12 protein-coding genes and 2 pseudogenes are annotated in these 19,811 nt (G+C 56.9%); 8 read left to right on the top strand and 6 right to left on the bottom strand.

Annotated features, from left to right (window positions below):
* Positions 1 to 127: 127 nt before the first annotated feature.
* The 5 genes from EC915_RS22520 to EC915_RS22500 all read right to left on the bottom strand — a co-directional run bounded on the left by EC915_RS22520 (position 128) and on the right by EC915_RS22500 (position 8,817).
* A complete protein-coding gene (locus tag EC915_RS22520) occupies positions 128 to 1,729 on the bottom strand; it encodes an ABC transporter substrate-binding protein (protein WP_133752717.1) in 1,602 nt (533 codons plus the stop codon).
* Positions 1,730 to 2,047: 318 nt separating this feature from the next.
* The gene (locus EC915_RS22515; RefSeq protein ID WP_133752716.1) at positions 2,048 to 3,676 is read right to left on the bottom strand and encodes an ABC transporter substrate-binding protein; all 1,629 of its coding nucleotides are present in this window, start codon (positions 3,674 to 3,676) and stop codon (positions 2,048 to 2,050) included.
* Positions 3,677 to 3,960: 284 nt separating this feature from the next.
* Entirely contained in the window at positions 3,961 to 5,559 is a 1,599-nt protein-coding gene (locus EC915_RS22510) for an ABC transporter substrate-binding protein (protein ID WP_133752715.1), read from the bottom strand.
* A 105-nt stretch (positions 5,560 to 5,664) separates the two neighbouring features.
* On the bottom strand, positions 5,665 to 7,827 hold the full coding sequence (locus tag EC915_RS22505) for a Het-C domain-containing protein (RefSeq protein WP_256658809.1): 2,163 nt from the start codon (positions 7,825 to 7,827) through the stop codon (positions 5,665 to 5,667).
* Positions 7,828 to 8,100: 273 nt separating this feature from the next.
* On the bottom strand, positions 8,101 to 8,817 hold the full coding sequence (locus tag EC915_RS22500) for an SIMPL domain-containing protein (protein WP_133752714.1): 717 nt from the start codon (positions 8,815 to 8,817) through the stop codon (positions 8,101 to 8,103).
* A gap of 262 nt (positions 8,818 to 9,079) precedes the next feature.
* Between EC915_RS22500 and EC915_RS22495 the strand changes: the two genes are divergently transcribed.
* The 7 genes from EC915_RS22495 to garD all read left to right on the top strand — a co-directional run bounded on the left by EC915_RS22495 (position 9,080) and on the right by garD (position 18,076).
* Positions 9,080 to 10,339: an ATP-binding protein gene (locus EC915_RS22495; RefSeq protein ID WP_133752713.1), complete on the top strand. Its 1,260-nt coding sequence runs from the start codon at positions 9,080 to 9,082 to the stop codon at positions 10,337 to 10,339.
* Positions 10,336 to 10,896, top strand: coding sequence for a response regulator transcription factor (locus tag EC915_RS22490; protein WP_133752712.1), 561 nt, complete (start codon positions 10,336 to 10,338; stop codon positions 10,894 to 10,896). The genes EC915_RS22495 and EC915_RS22490 overlap by 4 nt, the downstream gene beginning before the upstream one ends.
* A gap of 100 nt (positions 10,897 to 10,996) precedes the next feature.
* Positions 10,997 to 12,733 (top strand): ABC transporter ATP-binding protein/permease, encoded by a 1,737-nt coding sequence (locus EC915_RS22485; RefSeq protein WP_133752711.1) that lies wholly within the window; start codon positions 10,997 to 10,999, stop codon positions 12,731 to 12,733.
* Between the two features lie 115 nt (positions 12,734 to 12,848).
* Positions 12,849 to 13,598, top strand: a complete 750-nt coding sequence (locus EC915_RS22480; protein ID WP_133752765.1) for a FadR/GntR family transcriptional regulator — start codon at positions 12,849 to 12,851, stop codon at positions 13,596 to 13,598.
* Positions 13,599 to 13,955: 357 nt separating this feature from the next.
* Positions 13,956 to 14,867: a 5-dehydro-4-deoxyglucarate dehydratase gene (kdgD, locus tag EC915_RS22475; protein WP_133752710.1), complete on the top strand. Its 912-nt coding sequence runs from the start codon at positions 13,956 to 13,958 to the stop codon at positions 14,865 to 14,867.
* 273 nt (positions 14,868 to 15,140) lie between these two features.
* Positions 15,141 to 16,511, top strand: a complete 1,371-nt coding sequence (locus tag EC915_RS22470) for an MFS transporter (RefSeq protein WP_133752709.1) — start codon at positions 15,141 to 15,143, stop codon at positions 16,509 to 16,511.
* Positions 16,512 to 16,522: 11 nt separating this feature from the next.
* Entirely contained in the window at positions 16,523 to 18,076 is a 1,554-nt protein-coding gene (gene garD, locus EC915_RS22465) for a galactarate dehydratase (protein ID WP_133752708.1), read from the top strand.
* A 481-nt stretch (positions 18,077 to 18,557) separates the two neighbouring features.
* Here the strand turns inward: garD and EC915_RS25380 are convergent.
* Positions 18,558 to 18,793: pseudogene (locus tag EC915_RS25380) on the bottom strand (IS630 family transposase); the annotation flags it as partial.
* Between the two features lie 683 nt (positions 18,794 to 19,476).
* Between EC915_RS25380 and EC915_RS22460 the strand changes: the two are divergent.
* Positions 19,477 to 19,811 (top strand): annotated as a pseudogene (locus EC915_RS22460) (AMP-binding protein); the annotation flags it as partial.

The following is a 19,811-nucleotide window of genomic DNA, read 5'->3' as shown; positions in this document are numbered from 1 at the left end:
AGAGGCCGGTTTTATGAGTGGGCCGGCTTGGGTGAAACGGCCTCGTGGGCCTTTTTGCGCTTGCTCCGCAGATTGCGGATAAAGCAGTGCCAAAGGCGAAGATCACCTGTGGCACGGTTGCCTGGGTCTATTCGGCGATGCTGACGCCCGAGAAGCTGTTGCGTCCGAAGGGGCTGACCAGAAAGTCCTGGACCTGCGTGCGCATAGGCTGGATGACAGTTGAGTGAGCTATCGGCGTGATCGGCACCTGACTTTTCAGGTAGTGCTGGGCCTGCTGGTAGAGACCGATGCGTTGGTCCTTGTTTGCCGTGGAGACAGCGGCCTTGATCAACGCATCGTATTTCTCGTCGCACCACATCGAGTAGTTATTACCACCGATAGAGGCGCAGCTGTAGAGCGTGCCCAGCCAGTTGTCCGGGTCACCGTTGTCGCCGGTCCAGCCGATCAGCGAGATATCGTGCTCGCCGTTCTTGGTGCGCTTGAGGTACTCGCCCCATTCGTAACTGACGATGGTGACCTTGATGCCGACCTTGGCCCAATCTGCCTGGAGCATCTGTGCCATCAGCTTGGCATTGGGGTTGTAGGGCCGCTGCACGGGCATGGCCCAGAGCGTCAGTTCTGTGCCTTCCTTGACCCCTGCGGCGCGCAGCAACTGGCGTGCCTTGTCCGGGTCATACGGCGCGTCCTTGACCGTATCGTCATAGGACCACTGGGTCGGCGGCATGGCGTTCTGCGCTAACTGGCCTGCGCCCTGATACACGGCATCGATGATGGCTTTCTTGTCGACTGCCATGTCCAGCGCCTGACGCACCTGCACGTTGTCCAGCGGTGCGTGACGGACGTTGTAGGCGATGTAGCCAAGGTTGAAGCCAGGCTTGTCGATGACGTTCAATTGTTTGTCCGCCTTGATCGACGCAACATCGGCCGGGCGCGGATTGAGGGTGACCTGGCACTCGTTTTTCTTGAGTTTTTGCACCCGTACCGATGCGTCGGTATTGATGGCAAATATCAGTTGATCGATCTTTACCCGACTCGGGTCCCAAAAGTGTTTATTGGCAACATAGCGGATTTGCGAATCTTTCTGATAACGCTGAAAAACAAAAGGGCCGGTACCAATCGGTGACTGGTTTATTTCACGAACATCGCCCGATGCCATCAGTTTGGCAGCATATTCCGCGGAGAGAATTGAAGCGAAGTTCATTGCGATATTCTGGATAAACGCCGCGTCTACCTTGTTCAAAGTAAACACGACAGTCATTGGCCCGGTTTTTTCGACAGACTTGATGTTCTTGTCCAGCCCCATGCTGGTGAAATAAGGAAACTCGGTTGGATAAGCGAGCCGGAACGGATGATCTTTTTGCAGCATGCGATTGAAGGTAAACAGCACATCGTCAGCATCGAAATCGCGCGTAGGAGTGAACAGCTTGTTGCTATGGAATTTCACCCCTTCGCGCAGGTGAAAAGTGTAGCTCAGGCCGTCCGCAGATACCTCCCAACCTGTGGCCAGGGCAGGGACCACGCTGGTCTGGCCGCGTTCGAACTCAGCGAGACGGTTATAAATCGGCTCGGCTGCATCGTTATCAGTGCCCGATGTGTATTGCGCGATGTCAAAACCGGCAGGGCTGCCCTCGGAGCAGAAGACCAGACTCTTCGTGGCAGCGTGGGACACAGAAACAGCGGCCAGTAGCCCGGCGGTCAATAGCGAATTCAGAACAATGTGCTTAGGCATGACAATCCTTATCGTCTGGAACCTTTAATGATGAAAATTCCAGGGCAATCGTTTGCGCAAATGGACTTTGCGATCAGCAAACCCGATCAACAGATGGACGGCAAATACCAAATGCGGGGGACTGAGACGGTATGTCCGTCAAGCCGCACAGTAAATACTTCTGATTACTTAAAAACTTGTAGGAAAAGTGAATATCGTTAGTAGGAAAATTCTTTCTCGTACTCATCTAACGATATTCATTTTCATTCAGCAGGCACGCACATAACGACACGGTCGCGACACCTGAAGGGATCGCGACCATGAAGTCATGTAGAAGTGTTACTTACCGCTGACGCTCACGCCGTAGAACGAGTTCAGACCGAATGGGCTGATCTTGAAGTCCTGAACTTCCTTGCGCATTGGCTGATAAACAGTGGAGTGCGCAATCGGAGTCATTGGTACGGCATCCTTGAGCAAGTGCTGAGCCTGTTCGTACAGCTCGGTGCGCTTGGCCTGGTCGGTGGTTTCCTTGGCTTCGTGGATCAGCTTGTCGAAAGGTTTGTCACACCATTTGGCGAAGTTGTTGCCGTTCATTGCGTCACAGCCGAACAGGGTGCCCAGCCAGTTGTCCGGGTCACCGTTGTCGCCGCTCCAGCCAATCAGCATGGCGCCGTTTTCACCCGCCTTGGCGCGCTTGATGTACTCGCCCCACTCATAGGAGACGATCTTGGCGTTGATGCCGATCTTCTTCCAGTCGTTCTGCAGCATCTCGGCCATCAGCTTGGCGTTCGGGTTATACGGACGCTGAACCGGCATCGCCCACAGGGTGATTTCGGTACCTTCCTTCACGCCGGCTTTCTTGAGCAGGTCCTTGGCTTTGACGACATCGTATGGCGCGTCCTTGATGGTTTTGTCGTAAGACCACTGAGTCGGCGGCATGGCGTTGACAGCCAGTTGGCCTGCGCCCTGATACACCGCCTCGATGATGGCTTTCTTGTCGACGGCCATGTCCAGTGCCTGACGCACTTTCAGGTCTGCCAGCGGGTTCGGCTTATCGTCACCCTTGATTTTCGGCATCACGTTGTAGGCGATGTAACCCAGGTTGAAGCCTGCCTGATCAGGCATCTTCAGCGCAGGGTCGGCCTTCAACGGCGCCAGATCGGCAGGACGCGGGTAATCGGTGACCTGGCATTCGTTCTTCTTCAGCTTCTGCATGCGAACCGAAGCGTCGGTGGTGATGGCGAAAATCAGATTGTCGACTTTGACGTCTTCAGGCTTCCAGTAGTCCTTGTTTCCGGTGAAACGGATGTTGGAGTCTTTCTGGTAGCTCTTGAATACGAAAGGACCGGTGCCGATCGGCTTCTGGTTGATTTCTTCCGGCTTGCCTTGCTTGAGCAATTGGGCGGCGTATTCAGCTGACTGAATCGAGGCAAAGCTCATGGCCAGGTTCTGAATGAACGCTGCGTCCACCACGCCCAGGGTCATCTTGACCGTGTGATCGTCAATCTTCTCGATCTTGGTGATGTTGGTGTCCATCGCCATGTCGGTGAAGTACGGGAATTCGGTCGGGTACGCCTTACGGAACGGATCGTCCTTGTTGATCATGCGGTTGAACGTAAACAACACGTCGTCGGCATTGAAGGCACGGGTGGGTTTGAAATAGGGCGTGGTGTGGAACTTGACACCTTCACGCAGGTGGAAAGTGTAGCTCAGGCCGTCCGGGGAGACGTCCCAGCTGGTGGCCAGGCCTGGAATAACAGCGGTGCCGCCTCGTTCGAACTGGCTCAAACGGTTGAAAACGGTTTCGGCCGAAGCGTCGAAGTCGGTGCCGGTGGTGTATTGACCTGGGTCGAAACCAGCGGGGCTGCCTTCAGAACAGAACACCAGGTTCGATGCTGCTTGAGCGAAGGGAGCGCTGGCGATCAAACCTGCGCCGAGTAGAAACGGAATGACCGCTTTTTTGAGCATGGTGGCCTCAGTTGTTGTCATTTTTTGGTTGAGGGTACGACCTTATAGGTCGTTCCCGCGGATACTTATGCAGGCGCCATACCCAAAGCAAGATGCTGACGTCTCTCAAGTGTCAAAGAGTGGCACGAACGTACAGGAATGTCGCAAAAGTATAAGTTCTGACGCTGTTGAACGTTTGCGTGTCGCATATCGATATCTTTGTTGCGCTTTTAAGGTGCATCGCAACGTTGCGAATGCACCCGTTTGTATCGTGAGTGTTACTTTGCTGTTGCTTTTCAGTGGGGCTATTTGGCCACGCTCACCCCATAAAAGGGCGTCAGGCCAAACGGACTGAGCTTGAAGTCATGCACCTCTTTACGCATGGGCTGGAACACCTTGGAATTGGCAATCGGAGTGATCGGTACGTCGTTTTTCAGAATGATCTGCGCCTGCTGATACAGCTTGATGCGCTCATCACGGTTGCTGGTCAGCTTGGCCTGGGTGACCAGCTTGTCGTACGCCGGGTTGCACCATTTCGCATAGTTGCTGCCCTTGACCGCCGCGCAGCTGTAGAGCACGCCGAGCCAGTTGTCCGGATCCCCATTGTCACCGGTCCAGCCATAGATCATCACATCGTGTTCGCCGGCCTTGGCGCGCTTGATGTACTCGCCCCATTCGTAGCTGACGATGTTGGCCTTGATGCCAATCTTCGCCCAGTCGGACTGGATCATTTGTGCCGACATGCGCGCATTCGGGTTGGAAGCGCGCTGCACGGTCATCGCCCACAGGTTGATCTGCGTGCCCGGTGCTACGCCAGCTTCCTTGAGCAGTTGTTTGGCTTTTGTGGGGTCATAAGGTGCGTCCTTGATGTTCGGATCATAGCCCCATTGCGCAGGTGGTAAGGCGTTTTGTGCGAGTTGACCTGCGCCCTGGTAGACCGCCTTTATAATGGCCGGCTTGTCGATGGCCATGTCCAGCGCCTGACGCACCTTGAGCTGGTCAAGCGGCGGGTGGGTCACGTTGTAGGCCAAAAAGCCCAGGTTAAAGCCAGCCTGACTCAACACCTTCAGGTTCGGATCTTTCTGTGCTTCGGCGATGTCCTCCGGCCGTGGGTAGCCGCTGATCTGGCACTCGTTGGCCTTGAGTTTCTGCAAGCGTGTGGCGGCGTCGGTATTGATCGAGAAGATTAGGTTGTCGAGCTTCACATCCTCTGGTTTCCAGTAGTCCTTGTTGCCGACGAAGCGGATCTGTGCGTCTTTTTGATAGCGTTTGAACACGAACGGGCCGGTGCCAACGGGCTTTTGATTGATCTCCTCGGCCTTGCCTTCCTTAAGCAGTTGCGCGGCGTATTCGGCGGACTGAATCGAGGCGAAGCTCATGGCCAGGTTCTGAATGAATGCAGCGTCGATATTGTTCAGATGGAACCTGACTGTCTGCTCATCGACCTTCTCCACCTGCTTGATGGTTTTGTTCATGTCCATGTCGGTGAAGTACGGCGATTCGGACGGATAGGCCTTTCGGAACGAATCGTCGGCGTTGAGCAGGCGGTTGAAGGTGAACAGCACGTCGTCAGCGTTGAATTCGCGCGAGGGCTTGAAGTAGTCGGTGGTGTGGAACTTCACGCCTTGGCGCAAATGGAACGTATAAGTCAGGCCGTCTTCGGAAACCTCCCATTGGGTGGCCAGCCCCGGTTCCACTTCAGTGCCGCCGCGCTTGAACTGGGTCAGGCGGTTGAAAACAGTTTCGGCTGAAGCATCGAACTCGGTGCCGCTGGTGTACTGGCTCGGATCGAAACCAGCGGGGCTCGCTTCGGAGCAATACACCAGGGTGCTGGCGGCATGCACCGATGGCACACAGAGGGCCATTGCAGCAGCCAGAAGCAAGGGTTTGACGGTGTTCTCCATGTAGACCTCATAAAAATGCGGCATTCGTGCCTGAAAATCATCGAGTGATGAACGACAGCGCAGAATGCCGTACCCATGAGAGGCCGTACAAGAAGCCCGATAGATCTATTTAATAATGCCCAATAACAGAAGCAGCGTTTTCAACCCGCCGCCGCCGGGGGTCAGGTTGATCAGCGCCCAGAGAGGAGAGTCCTTGTCGAGAAACTCACCACGCATGAAGTTAAGGTAAGCGATGCTGTCTCTCCTCATCTGTTCCAGCGCGTTGCTGCCTGTCATCGCCAGCTGCCTGTTGATCTCGAAAAGTTCGGTTTTTGAGGTGCTGCGTCGCACCTCCCGTGGATTTTCTGCAGCCCAGGTTTCAACCCGTTCATCCTGCCACTCAGTGTCTTGAGGGTGCTTGAAGTAGGACCGGGCCACGGCGATTGGGTCGGCATCTGCATTGCCGGCCCAATATTCCACCATGGCATCGCCTACATCCCTGACGGCGTGGGCGGCCAGCGATGCTGCCAGCAAATGCAGGGGGTGTTCGGCGTGATCCTTGGCCAGTTGCGAATGAGTTGGATCAGTCGAACCATTGTCGTGAGGGTCCTGCCCATACCGAGTCTGCCATTCATCAACGTTTTCCCCGAACAGCATGAGGACATCTTTCATGACAATACCCACGGCATTACCCGGCACAGCGGCAGCGCCTTGCAAGTAAGCCGCACAGCGCTGCAGAAAGGCGGCAAATGGCAGATCGATCCAGGCATCGCGGGCACTCAGGAACTCCTCGAAGATTTGCAGATAGCGTGGATTGTGATGTTCCTGAAGCAGGATCAGCAGTATTTGCTCACGAGGGCTGCGGTCACCAGGTTTCAAAGGCATGTAAGTGACGTCTTCGAGCGAGAAGAGGATCTTGCCCAAGGGGCCCGCCAGGCTCGCCAGCACGTCTGTCGATCCGAACATTCCGGTCACAAGCGGCAGCCCGGCCTTGCAGTCAGCCGGCGAGGTCCAGGGCAGCACGTCGGAATAACCGTTCTTGATCAGAGCCAGCTCGACGAAGTTAGAGTGAGCGAAGAAGTCTTCGAGTACGTGGAGCGCTGAACCGAATGCGCGCAAGCCTGTGTGGCTGTGCTGCTCATTGAGGGTTGTGCGCAGTTCACGTTCCATGAAGTCCACGGAGCGCTCGATGTAGCGTTTCATTGAGGTTTGGTAGTCGACCTCCAGCAGTGGATCGCCCTGCAGCACTACCGGTTCGAAATCAGGGTCGCGTGTAGCAGGGTCCAACTCGTGTGAATCCGTATTTTTCGGATTGTCGATGTGCTCGCTTGGGCGGTACACCCCCAGGAGTTCGGGGGTGACGGTGAACAGGTTGGGTGCGCGTTGACGCAGTTCACCAAACCGTTTGATCGACAGGATGTCGACGATTTTGGTCAGTGCCTCGCGAGACAAGACATCGGGGAAGTTCTTGGGCATGTCCACGGAGCGAACGATCTTTGGGTCGAGCAGCTGCGAGTAGTCCCGCAGCCAGTTGCCGAAATACACCGCTTTGCGCTCGCTCTGTGAAAAGCTGCTTCTGGCCAGAACCTCCTCGATCTCGAGGTGGGTCATATGGTGGTCGTCCCCATCGCCTGCTTCGAAGGCTTCGCGGTCGGGGTGGCTGTGATAGTGCTCGGTATTGCCCAGGCCAGCGTCGTAACGCGTAATGATGGTTTTGTGCGCGGTTTCCCAGTTCACCGTGATGTCCTGAGCCTGGTTGTGTTCCTGGCGCTGGAGGGTGGCAATACGGATATAGATGCTGTCGAACTTGCCCTGCCATGCCATCCAGAATGAGAAACGCGCCCCTTCTTCGCCCGGGGCGTCTTCACTCAGCGGCATTGATTCATCGGCCAGGTGCTCGCTGAAATCATGGCGCAGCACGTTGTCAAGATGGTGGCCGAACTCATGCAGAAGGATGTTCAGAAATTCGGTGGTTCGAACATTGTGAACAACGTTCTCAATCACCGAAGAGTGAATCCGGATCACGCGTTCACGGTTGTCATAATCTGCGAGGTAGTCGCCTTCTCCGATCAGAATGGCCGGGTTTTCGATTTCTCCCGCAATCAGGCGTTTCTGCAACGCCCTATAGATGCTCGCGGGAATCGCCTCGTCAAAGATACGCGCCATGCTCTGACTGAAATCATCGCCTGAAAGATCGGTTGCGATCTGGGTTAGCAGGTCGAGAGCAAAGGTGCTCTGTACGTTTTGTGGCAGGTCATGGGAGCGTAACGTCGCGGATTGGAAAGCCATGGTGGATTCTTCCTTGAATCATTGATAAGCGCTTGGGCTGGCGTCGTTGATCAGCGTGAGCTTGAACAACGGACGCTCCAGACACGCAGTGGTATTGAGTGGTTCGGGGGTTGATTCTATGTATTGCGGGGGACGTGAATATCAGCCACGGCTTCGCCAGACGTAGGACTCGCTGACCCGTCAGGAAAGAAGGCGCTATGTGGTAAGGCTAAACGCGGGGGGGGGGCGAGGGGGCTGGTATCAGCGGCAGCCTCGGCTGCCGCTGGTGTTGGATCAGGGGATGGAAACTTCAATGACGCCATCTGCGGTAACGCTGACCTGGCTGGTGCCCGCTTCGACATCAGGCGTGGGCGCGGCATCGGCGCGGGCGGCTTTCATCATCATGACCGGCGCACGCAAGTAAGGCTGCGGGTAGCCCGATGTATTGAGGTTGAGGTTGACCAGTTTGTAGCCGCTGCCGCCGAGGGCATCGGTGACCAGTTGTGCGCGGGCCTTAAAGGCTGTGACGGCGTCCTTGAGCAAGGTGTCTTCGCTCGCTTTGCGTGCCGGGTTGGAGATGGAGAAGTCCATGCCGCCCATTTTCATGTCGCTGCCCAGCAGTTCGCCGGTCAACTTGGACAGGGCGGCGAAGTTGGGGCTTTCGAGGCGAATCTCGGCACGCTCGCGCCAACCGGTGATCTTCTGGCCCTTGTCGTCGTAGACCGGATAGCTGTTGCGGCTGCCCTGGCGAATGGTGACATCCTTGATCTGACGCGCCTGGTCCAATGCCTTGTTGAGGGTTTCGGTAACCCCCGCGGCCAGTTTGGCCGGGTCGGTATCCTGCGACTCGGTGTAGACGGTGACGGTCATGAGGTCCCGTTGGACCTCCTGATTGACCTCGGCGCGTACGGAGATCTGATTGTAATGAACGTCGTCGGCCATGACGCAGGCACTGGCAAGCGTCGCAGCGCCAAGGGTAAGTAATGTGGCGGTGGAGCGAAGGCTGGACATGTGAAACTCCTTGTTTGGCGAGCCGTTGGACGTGGCTGCACGGCATGGTGGCTGCGCGAGGCATGCCGGACGGATGCCCATGAGACTGTATTTCAAGGGGCTTGTTCCAGGCGAGAATCCACCTCATGGGGCTGGCCTTAGGCGGGGGCATTCTACGCTAACGCTGTGGCGCTTTGACGCACTTTGCCGCTCTTTAACGGAAAGCCGCGTCGCATTGGTTATACTCCCTGCGATTCGCCTGGAGCGCTCATCAGGAGAGCTCATGCTCGCCCCCGTACAACTACTCTCTGCCACGCGCCAGAACCTCTGGCGACTGACGTTCGTCCGCATTCTGGTACTGGGCGCCCAGGCCGGTTCGGTCGGGTTCGCCTATCTGTTCAACCTGCTGCCGCTGCCCTGGCTGCAACTGGACATCACGCTTGGATGTTCCGCAATCGTGTGCCTGTTGACGGCGATCAGGCTGCGCACGTCGTGGCCGGTCACTGAGCTCGAATATGCTGTCCAGCTGGCATTCGACCTGTTTATCCACAGCGCGCTACTGTACTTTTCCGGCGGGTCGACCAACCCGTTCGTTTCCTATTATCTGGTGCCGTTAACCATCGCTGCGGTGACCTTGCCATGGCGCTATTCGCTGATCCTGTCCGGCATCGCCCTGGCGCTGTACACCCTGATGCTCGCCAATTTCTATCCGCTGGAACCCTTCGCCATTGCACGCGAGAAGATGCAGATCTACGGGATGTGGCTGAGCTTCGCGCTGGCTGCCGGGGTCATTACCTTCTTTGCCGCACGTATGGCCGAAGAACTGCGCCGTCAGGAACAGATGCGCGCGTTACGCCGGGAAGAGGGCGCCCGGGATCAGCAACTGCTGGCCGTGGCTACCGAAGCCGCGGGTGCTGCCCACGAACTGGGCACGCCGCTTGCGACCATGAGCGTGCTGCTCAAGGAGATGCAGCAGGACCATAAGGACCCCGCGCTGCAGGAAGACCTCTCGGTGCTGCAGGATCAGGTCAAGCTGTGCAAGGAAACCCTGCAGCAGCTGGTGCGTGCCGCCGAGGCCAATCGACGTCTGTCCGTGCAGGAGCAGACAGTCACCCGCTGGCTTGATCAGGCGCTCAATCGCTGGCACCTCATGCGGCCTGAAGCCAGTTATCGCTTCCAGCGTGTGGGCCAGGGCGAAGTACCGATGGTCGCTCCACCTCCCGATCTGACCCAGGCCCTGCTCAACTTGCTGAACAATGCTGCCGATGCCTGCCCTGAGGGGCTGGAAGTCAACTTGGACTGGAGCGTTGCGGAGATCAGCATCAGCATCCGCGACCACGGCGCAGGCGTACCGTTGGCCGTGGCGGAACAGATCGGCAAACCGTTTTTTACCACCAAGGGCAAGGGCTTCGGCCTGGGCCTGTTCCTGAGCAAAGCCAGCGTTACCCGCGCGGGCGGCTCGGTAAGACTCTATCCTCACGAGGAAGGCGGCACGCTCACCGAGCTGCGCCTGCCACGTAACGCAACAGGAGATGAAGTATGACTGATGAAATCCAGGCCGAAGGCGAAGAGTTGCCGCACCTGTTGCTGGTGGATGACGATGCCACCTTCACCCGCGTCATGGCCAGGGCCATGGCCCGTCGCGGTTTTCGCGTCAGCACCGCCAGTTCCGCCGAAGCAGGCTTGAAGCTGGCCCAGGACGATCTTCCTGACTACGCCGCGGTCGATCTGAAAATGGAGGGCGACTCCGGTCTGGTGCTGTTGCCCAAGCTGCTGGAACTGGACCCTGAAATGCGTGTCCTGATACTGACCGGTTATTCGAGCATCGCCACTGCGGTCGAAGCCATCAAGCGCGGCGCCTGCAATTACCTGTGCAAGCCAGCCGACGCCGACGATGTGCTGGCCGCATTGCTCTCCGAGCATGCCGATCTGGATACGCTGGTGCCGGAAAACCCGATGTCCGTGGATCGCTTGCAGTGGGAACACATTCAGCGGGTGCTCACCGAGCACGAGGGCAACATTTCGGCGACAGCGCGGGCGTTGGGTATGCATCGCAGAACGCTTCAGCGCAAGTTGCAGAAGCGACCGGTCCGTCGTTAATCAGGGATCGCCACATTAAAGATTTCTTCATGGAAGACCGTGTGTGGGGTCTGGCACATTGGTGCCAGCGCCCTTAAATGCCTGCCTCCGAGCCTTTGCCATGAATGTTGATGTCGATGAATCCAGGGTCAATGATGCTGTAACCGGGAGTTTCTTCTCCAGGGTCTGGAAGCTGGTTACGCCGTACTGGCGCAGCGAAGAAAAGGGCATGGCCTGGATACTGCTCGTTGCGGTAATTGCGCTTTCGTTGTTCAGCGTTTTCATCTCTGTGCTGGTCAACAGCTGGTACCGGGACTTTTATAACGCGCTGGAAAAGAAGGATCTGGGCGCCTTCACTCACCTGATCCTGTATTTCTGCGCGATTGCCGCCATTGCCATCCTGGGCGCGGTTTACCGCCTCTACCTGACGCAGATGCTGACCATCCGCTGGCGTCGCTGGCTCACCGAAAAGCATTTCGCCAAGTGGCTGGCCTACAAGAACTATTACCGGCTGGAGCAGGGCGGCTACACCGATAACCCGGACCAGCGTCTGTCCGAAGACCTCAATAACTTCACTTCCGATACGCTGAGCCTGAGCCTTGGCCTGCTGCGTACGCTGGTCAGTCTGGTGTCGTTTTCGGTGATCCTGTGGGGCGTGTCCGGCAGCATCGAGTTGTATGGCGTCACTGTCCCGGGCTACATGTTCTGGGCCGCGCTGCTGTATGCCGCAGTAGGCAGCTGGTTAACCCACCTGATCGGCAAACGCCTGATCTCGCTCAGCAACCAGCAACAGCGCTACGAAGCCGACCTGCGTTTCTCGCTGGTCCGGGTCCGCGAAAACGCTGAAAGCATTGCCTTGTCGGACGGTGAGGCCAATGAAAATCAACGACTGAGCGCACGGTTCGGCATGGTCTGGAGTAACTTCTGGACCATCATGAAAGTACAGAAGCGCCTGACGTTCTTCACCGCAGGCTACTCGCAGATCGCTATCGTGTTTGCCTTCGTCGTCGCTGCACCGCGCTATTTCGCCGGCAAGATCGAACTGGGCGAGCTGATGCAGATCAACTCTGCATTCGGCAATGTGCAGGAGAACTTCAGCTGGTTCATCGATGCGTACACCCAACTGGCATCGTGGCGTGCAACCTGTGATCGTTTGCTCAGCTTCCGTCAGGCCATGGACGAAAACGAAGCTCGCGTGCCAGCGATCAATGTCCGCCATGAGAGCGATGCGCTGCATGTGCAGGGGCTGGATCTTTCGTTGATCGGTGGTCGTCAGCTGCTGAATAACGCCAGCGTGGACATCGCCGCTGGCGAGAAAGTCATGCTCAGCGGTCGCTCCGGCAGCGGCAAAAGTACCTTGCTGCGCGCTATGGGCGGGTTGTGGAACGAGGGGCACGGCGCGGTCAGGTTGCCGGCCAAGCGTGCGTTCTTCCTGCCGCAGAAACCCTATCTGCCCATTGGCACCCTGCGCGAAGCCTTGAGTTATCCACAAGCGCCCGAGGTGTACCCGGCCGAGCGCTTCACTCAAGTGCTGGAGGCCTGCCGTCTAAGCCATCTGGTACCGCGTCTGGATGAGAGCAATCACTGGCAACGCATGTTGTCGCCAGGCGAGCAGCAACGGGTTGCGTTTGCCCGTGCCCTCTTGTTTGCGCCGCACTGGCTGTATCTGGACGAAGCCACCTCGGCGATGGACGAAGAAGACGAGGCTGCGCTTTATCAAACCCTGCTCAACGAACTGCCGGGCGTGACCCTGCTGAGCATTGGGCATCGCAGCAGTCTCAAGCGCTTTCACAGCCGTCATCTGCGGATCGAGGACGGCCAGTTGCGAGAGCAGCCGCATCCACAACCGGCGATTTGAGCACCCGTCGGACAACATGCCGCAAAAACCTACGACCTTGCCGGGTTTGTGATGTGATCGTACAACTCGGTGAGCTATGATTAGCCTTTCGCCGTATTAGAGATCCCTGTTGGATATGGAAAATCAGAGCGCTCCGCCTCGCGCGCGCAGAAAGCACCGCAGTCTTGCGCAGGAACTGGTAACCGAACTCTCCGAGCGCATTCGCAGCGGTCAGCTCAAGCGCGGCGATAAATTGCCCACCGAGTCCGCGATCATGGAAGAGCAGGGCGTGAGCCGCACCGTGGTTCGCGAAGCCATTTCGCGGCTGCAGGCCTCAGGTCTGGTCGAGACCCGTCATGGTATCGGCACCTTTGTGCTCGATACGCCCAGCCCCAGCGGGTTTCGTATTGATCCGGCGACCATCGTCACACTGCGCGATGTCTTGGCGATTCTGGAATTGCGCATCAGTCTTGAAGTCGAATCGGCAGGCCTGGCCGCACACCGCCGCTCGCCGGAACAGCTGGCTGACATGCGCGCCGCACTCGACGCACTCAATGAAAGCGCGGCCCATGCCAGTGACGCCGTAGGCGCCGATTTCCAGTTCCACATGGCAATTGCGCTATCTACCGGTAACCGTTACTTCACCGATATCATGAATCACCTGGGCACCAGCATCATTCCGCGGACTCGATTGAACTCGGCCCGTCTGGCTCACGACGATCATCAGCACTACATGAACCGTCTGAGTCGTGAACACGAAGAAATCTATGACGCTATCGCCCGCCAGGACTCCGATGCTGCCCGCGCCGCGATGCGCCTGCACCTGACCAACAGCCGTGAGCGGTTGCGTCATGCCCATGAACAAGCGGAATCGCAAAGGGCTTGAGGTCGTATGACTTGTCCTGATGAGCGGGACATCTCGGGGTATTCCTGTCCGGTTATACAACCCGTGGCGGTGAGCTTGGTCACAAAGACGTGCTGAAAGCCGCCACCTGATTCGCAAATGGCGGGCTGTTTGTGAGTAGGCTCACTCCCCAAGTGGCCCAGCGTTTACAGACCATCGGTAGTGTGCCGACAGGCTCAACGCCTGCCTCGGCGCTGGCGCGTCACCGTTTATCCCGGCCATCATAAATAATTCCATGTCCCTATTGAGAGATATCATTCCTAGTTGTACGATGACTTACGACATCAGCGCTGGTCTGATGGTCCATTCACGCAATCAGCTCCCCAGGGTGTTCGAATAATGAATCCACAAGAACTTAAGTCCATCCTCTCCCACGGTCTGCTTTCCTTCCCTGTTACCGATTTCAATGCTCAGGGCGATTTCCATCGCGCGGGCTACATCAAGCGTCTGGAGTGGCTGGCCCCCTACGGCGCCTCGGCGTTGTTCGCCGCAGGTGGTACAGGCGAATTCTTCTCCCTGACCGGCGACGAATATTCCGAAATCATCAAGACTGCCGTTGATACCTGCGAAAACTCCGTGCCTATTCTGGCCGGCGTGGGTGGTCCGACCCGTCAAGCCATTCAGATGGCCCAGCAAGCCGAACGCCTGGGTGCCAAAGGCCTGCTGCTGCTGCCGCACTACCTGACCGAAGCCAGCCAGGACGGCGTTGCTGCCCACGTCGAAGCGGTGTGCAAATCGGTCAAGATCGGCGTGGTCGTCTACAACCGCAACGTTTGCCGCCTGACCCCTGTGCTGCTGGAGCGTCTGGGCGAGCGTTGCCCTAACCTGATCGGCTACAAGGACGGTCTGGGCGATATCGAGCTGATGGTTTCGATCCGTCGGCGTCTGGGTGATCGTTTCTCTTATCTGGGCGGTCTGCCGACTGCCGAAGTCTATGCCGCCGCCTACAAGGCGCTGGGCGTGCCGGTTTACTCATCGGCGGTTTTCAACTTCGTACCGAAGCTGGCGATGGACTTCTACCACGCCATTGCCAAAGACGATCACCAAACCGTTGGCAAGCTGATCGACGACTTCTTCCTGCCTTATCTGGACATCCGTAACCGTAAAGCCGGCTACGCCGTCAGCATCGTCAAAGCGGGCGCGAAAATCGCTGGCTACGACGCAGGCCCGGTCCGCGCGCCGCTGACCGACCTCACCGCAGAAGAGGTCGACATGCTTGCCGCGTTGATGGACAAGCAAGGCCGACAGTAATCGCCGACCTGCCGCAAAGCCGCTGAGAGATCAGCGGCTTTTGCCGTAAGGGCTCGGTTTCAGCGTTTGACAGCAATACCGTTTCCGTTTGAACCGTTCGCGCAGGCAGGGCTGCCGCGCTTGAGTTTTACCCCAAGTATCACCGTGACCGCTTGGCTACACCTTTGAAGCACCGCTTCAACGCATCTGGATTCAGCCGCAGCTGCGAACAGCACACACACATAAAAAATCGTTTAACCCGCGCAAAAAAATAATTAGTGGGAGTTTTCGAATATGCAAAAAACCAAGCCGACTCACGTCCGCTATTTGATTCTGCTCATGCTGTTTCTGGTGACCACGATCAACTATGCCGACCGTGCAACCATCGCCATCGCGGGCTCCAGCCTGCAAAAAAGCCTCGGCATCGACGCCGTCACCCTCGGTTATATCTTCTCCGCTTTTGGTTGGGCCTACGTGGCTGGTCAGATCCCTGGCGGCTGGCTACTTGATCGCTTCGGCTCCAAGAAGGTCTACGCCCTGAGCATCTTTACCTGGTCGCTGTTCACCGTGCTGCAAGGCTATGTCGGTGAGTTTGGGCTCTCCACTGCCATCGTTGCGTTGTTCATGCTGCGCTTTCTGGTGGGCCTGGCCGAAGCACCATCCTTCCCCGGTAACGCACGCATCGTCGCGGCCTGGTTTCCGACCTCCGAGCGCGGCACCGCCTCGGCAATCTTCAACTCGGCGCAATACTTCGCCACGGTTCTGTTTGCCCCGATCATGGGCTGGATCGTCTTCACTTTCGGCTGGCAGCATGTGTTCGTGGTCATGGGCGGTGCCGGCGTCGTGTTCTCGCTGGTCTGGCTGAAGGTCATCCACAGCCCGCGTAACCACCCAAAGATCAATCAGGCCGAACTCGATCACATCGCTAACAACGGCGGGATGATCGACATTGATCAGGACGGGAAGGGCAAAAGCGGCGGTCCGAAATGGGACTATGTTCGTCAACTGCTGACCAATCGCATGATGCTGGGGATATACCTGGCCCAGTACTGCATCAACGCCATCACTTATTTCTTCCTGACCTGGTTCCCCGTTTACCTGGTGCAGGAGCGCGGCATGACCATTCTCAAGGCCGGTATTATCGCCTCGCTGCCCGCGATCTGCGGCTTCATTGGTGGCGTGCTCGGCGGGATCATCTCCGATTATCTGCTGCGTCGCGGCAAATCACTGACCTTCGCCCGCAAGGCGCCGATCATTGGTGGTCTGCTGCTGTCGACCTCAATCGTGACCTGCAACTACGTCGATATCGAATGGGTCGTCGTGGGTTTCATGGCCCTGGCCTTCTTCGGCAAGGGTGTCGGTGCGCTGGGCTGGGCAGTGATGTCCGACGCATCACCGAAGCAGATCGCAGGTCTGTCCGGCGCGCTGTTCAACATGTTCGGTAATATCGCTTCGATCACCACCCCCATCGTGATCGGCTACATCATCAGTACCACCGGCTCGTTCAAATGGGCGCTGGTGTTCGTCGGCGCCAACGCCTTGGTGGCGGTGATCAGCTACGTCTTCATCGTGGGCGAGATCAAACGAGTGGAATTGAAGGACACCCCCATGCAGGGTGATCTGCGGGCCAGCGAAGCCAGCAAGCTTTCCCGAGCGAACATCTGAGGAAGATCGTGATGAACTTGATTCAACATGCCGACTCGCCACGTTACATTCGCCTGCACGAGCGCGATAACGTTGTCGTCGTGGTCAACGACCAAGGCGTACCGGCGGGAACAGAATTCGACAATGGTCTGGTGACCCTCGATAACGTGCCGCAAAGCCACAAAGTCAACACCGTGGATATTCCCGAGGGCGGCGCGGTGATTCGTTACGGGCAAGCCATCGGTTATGCCCTGCAGCCGATTCCCCGAGGCAGCTGGGTCAAGGAAGATCAACTGCGCATGCCAAGCGCGCCACCGCTGGACAGCCTGCCGCTCTCCACCGAAGTTCCAGGCAAGGGCGAGCCGCTTGAGGGCTTTACGTTCGAGGGCTATCGCAACGCCGACGGCACGGTCGGTACGCGCAACATCCTCGGTATCACCACCACCGTGCAATGCGTCACCGGCGTGCTGGATTTTGCGGTAAAGCGGATTCGCGAGCAGCTGCTGCCCAAATACCCCAACGTCGATGACGTGGTCGCGATCACCCACACCTATGGTTGTGGCGTGGCGATCACGGCCAGGGACGCCTATATCCCCATCCGCACCGTACGCAATCTGGCGCGCAACCCGAATCTGGGCGGCGAGGCGCTGGTGATCGGTCTGGGGTGCGAAAAACTGCAGGCCGAACAAGTGATGCACCCGAACGATCCGTCGGTCGATCTCAGCGATGAGTGGATGTATCGCTTGCAGGATTCCAAACACGGTTTCAATGAAATGATCGAACAGATCATGGCGCTGGCCGAATCCCGTCTGAAAAAACTCGATCAACGCCGTCGCGAAACCGTACCAGCGTCCGAGCTGATTCTGGGCATGCAATGCGGCGGCAGCGATGCGTTTTCCGGCATCACAGCCAATCCGGCGTTGGGCTATGCTTCTGACCTGCTGCTGCGCGCAGGTGCAACGGTGATGTTCTCCGAAGTCACCGAAGTGCGTGATGCGATCTACTTGCTGACGTCCCGCGCTGAGACCACGCAAGTGGCCGAAGAGTTGGTGCGCGAGATGGATTGGTACGATCGCTATCTGGCCAAAGGCGAAGCCGACCGCAGCGCCAACACGACGCCCGGCAACAAGAAGGGCGGGCTGTCGAACATTGTCGAGAAGTCCCTGGGCTCCATCGTCAAATCCGGCAACAGCGCGATTAACGGCGTGTTGGGACCGGGTGAGCGGGTCAATCGCAAAGGCCTGATCTTCTGCGCAACGCCAGCCAGCGATTTCGTGTGTGGAACGCTGCAACTGGCCGCCGGGATGAACCTCCATGTGTTCACCACTGGACGCGGAACGCCCTACGGGCTGGCGATGTCACCGGTGGTCAAGGTGTCGACACGAACCGAACTGGCACAGCGCTGGCCGGACTTGATCGACATCGACGCCGGACGTATCGCCACGGGCCGCGCCAGCATCGAGGAACTGGGTTGGGAGCTGTTCCATTTCTATCTGGATGTCGCCAGCGGCAGAAAGAAGACCTGGACCGAGCACTATCGTTTGCACAACGACATCACGTTGTTCAACCCTGCGCCCATTACCTGATTAGAGGTGATACGTCCCAGAACCCACTTCAGATTTAGTGCTCAACGCCCCGCTCACAATGAGCGGGTCTCTGGCGTATTAAGATTTGAGATGCCGATAGGAGCGTTTGTCCGCAACGACGATGTGGCGTCAACCCATGCTGTTGCGGACACGCAGTTTTACAGTGCCAATGCACAACGCTGGAACGCCACGCTGCTCAGCGGTGTACTCGTCTTTATTTTAAGTGGAAATTTTCAGTCTCCCGGTTTGTGCTGAAGGAGCCCACTCGGTGTCTTTTACCCTAATTGAACTTAGTCAAGATGTATCTCGGACAAAAGTACCGCTGTTTATAAATTTATAGGTATAAAACGCGAACGTATAACTGCATTAAACATCAAGCCTGCGCGGGCAGTCCCGTCCCCAGCGTCATGGTGTTCGATAACATCGCGCATTCGTTCCCAAAAAGTCATCAGGCGGCCTAGAGTGCTGTTTTCGAAATAATTCACTCATGAACCTGTGAGACCCGCGCCTCACAGGCTGGCTGCATCGTGTTCAAAATAATCCTCCTTTCGAATTTCAGGCGTAGCGCGTCAGCTGAGGATTTCGCAGTGTCAGGCATAGGGTAATCGAACTCTCTAATTTGCGAACCGAGCTGAAAAGGTGCTCACTTCAATACACCGTGATGTCGCGAAAGAAGTGCTCGACTATATTCATCCAAAAAGCGAAAGTCAGGGTGAAACGTCCTGTCGGGCGGGTCGAGATACAGCCCGATCACATCCCATAACTTCTCTTCGAATTGCAGAGCAGTGGACAGTTTTAAAGTGCAGGTCGGTGCGGTTCAACGGGGCTGAGGGCGATTTAGAGGGTGTTCACAACCGCTTCGCCGGATGCTGGATGACGTTGGAGTATAGCCAGGTCGCGGAAATGATATTTTGAGAGCAGCACATCAGGGTGCCAGTTTTCAGCCGGTATTGACTTTGATGTGTCAGGGGTAGACTCTTGGATTCTATGGGGTTCATAGCTGTAATCGGTTCGGAAATTGTTTTTCTGAAGATGCTCAAAGCGTAATTTTATTTCTGTCGCAAAAAAACATTGGTTTGTCTTGCAGTACATATTGCTTTTCATAACCGGAAAATAACAAGATTTTTAGCTGCAATCTGTCTGCAGTTATCAGCAGATGTGAATATTGGTCATGTGTAATGGCCGTGGCAAGATGATTTCGGATCATACGCCTGACTTTTATAATTGATAGTGATTGGTGATCGATAACTTGCCGTTGGTATGGTTCGAGACAAATGGCAGAAGGGGTCAATAGAGAGTGTTTCATGAACATGCACTTGCCTGATGTAGGTGCAATCAATTGATAGAAGTGACCTTGTTCACTTCTGGAGGCAAGGATGCACGACCAAGTTATTTCTGAATACGCTATTCATCTGTGTATTCATCAGCTGTTTGAGGCGCAGGTTGCGCGCAATTCTGAGGCGACGGCGCTGGTCTTCGAAGGCCAGGTGCTCAGCTATGGCGAACTCAACGCCAGAGCGAATCGGTTGGCGCATCAGCTGATTGCTTTGGGTGTCAGGCCTGACCAGCGAGTAGCGATTTGTGTCGAACGCTCCCCGGCGATGGTTATTGGCCTGATGGCGATCCTGAAGGCGGGTGGTGCCTATGTACCGCTCGACCCTGAGTACTCCGGCGAGCGACTGACGTTCATTCTGGGCGATACAGCGCCGGCTCTGGTGCTGGCTGATGCGGCCGG

The sequence above is a fragment of the Pseudomonas sp. LP_7_YM genome (genome assembly GCF_004364435.1).
Lineage (GTDB): Bacteria > Pseudomonadota > Gammaproteobacteria > Pseudomonadales > Pseudomonadaceae > Aquipseudomonas.
This window is presented reverse-complemented; position numbering and strand designations above follow the sequence as displayed.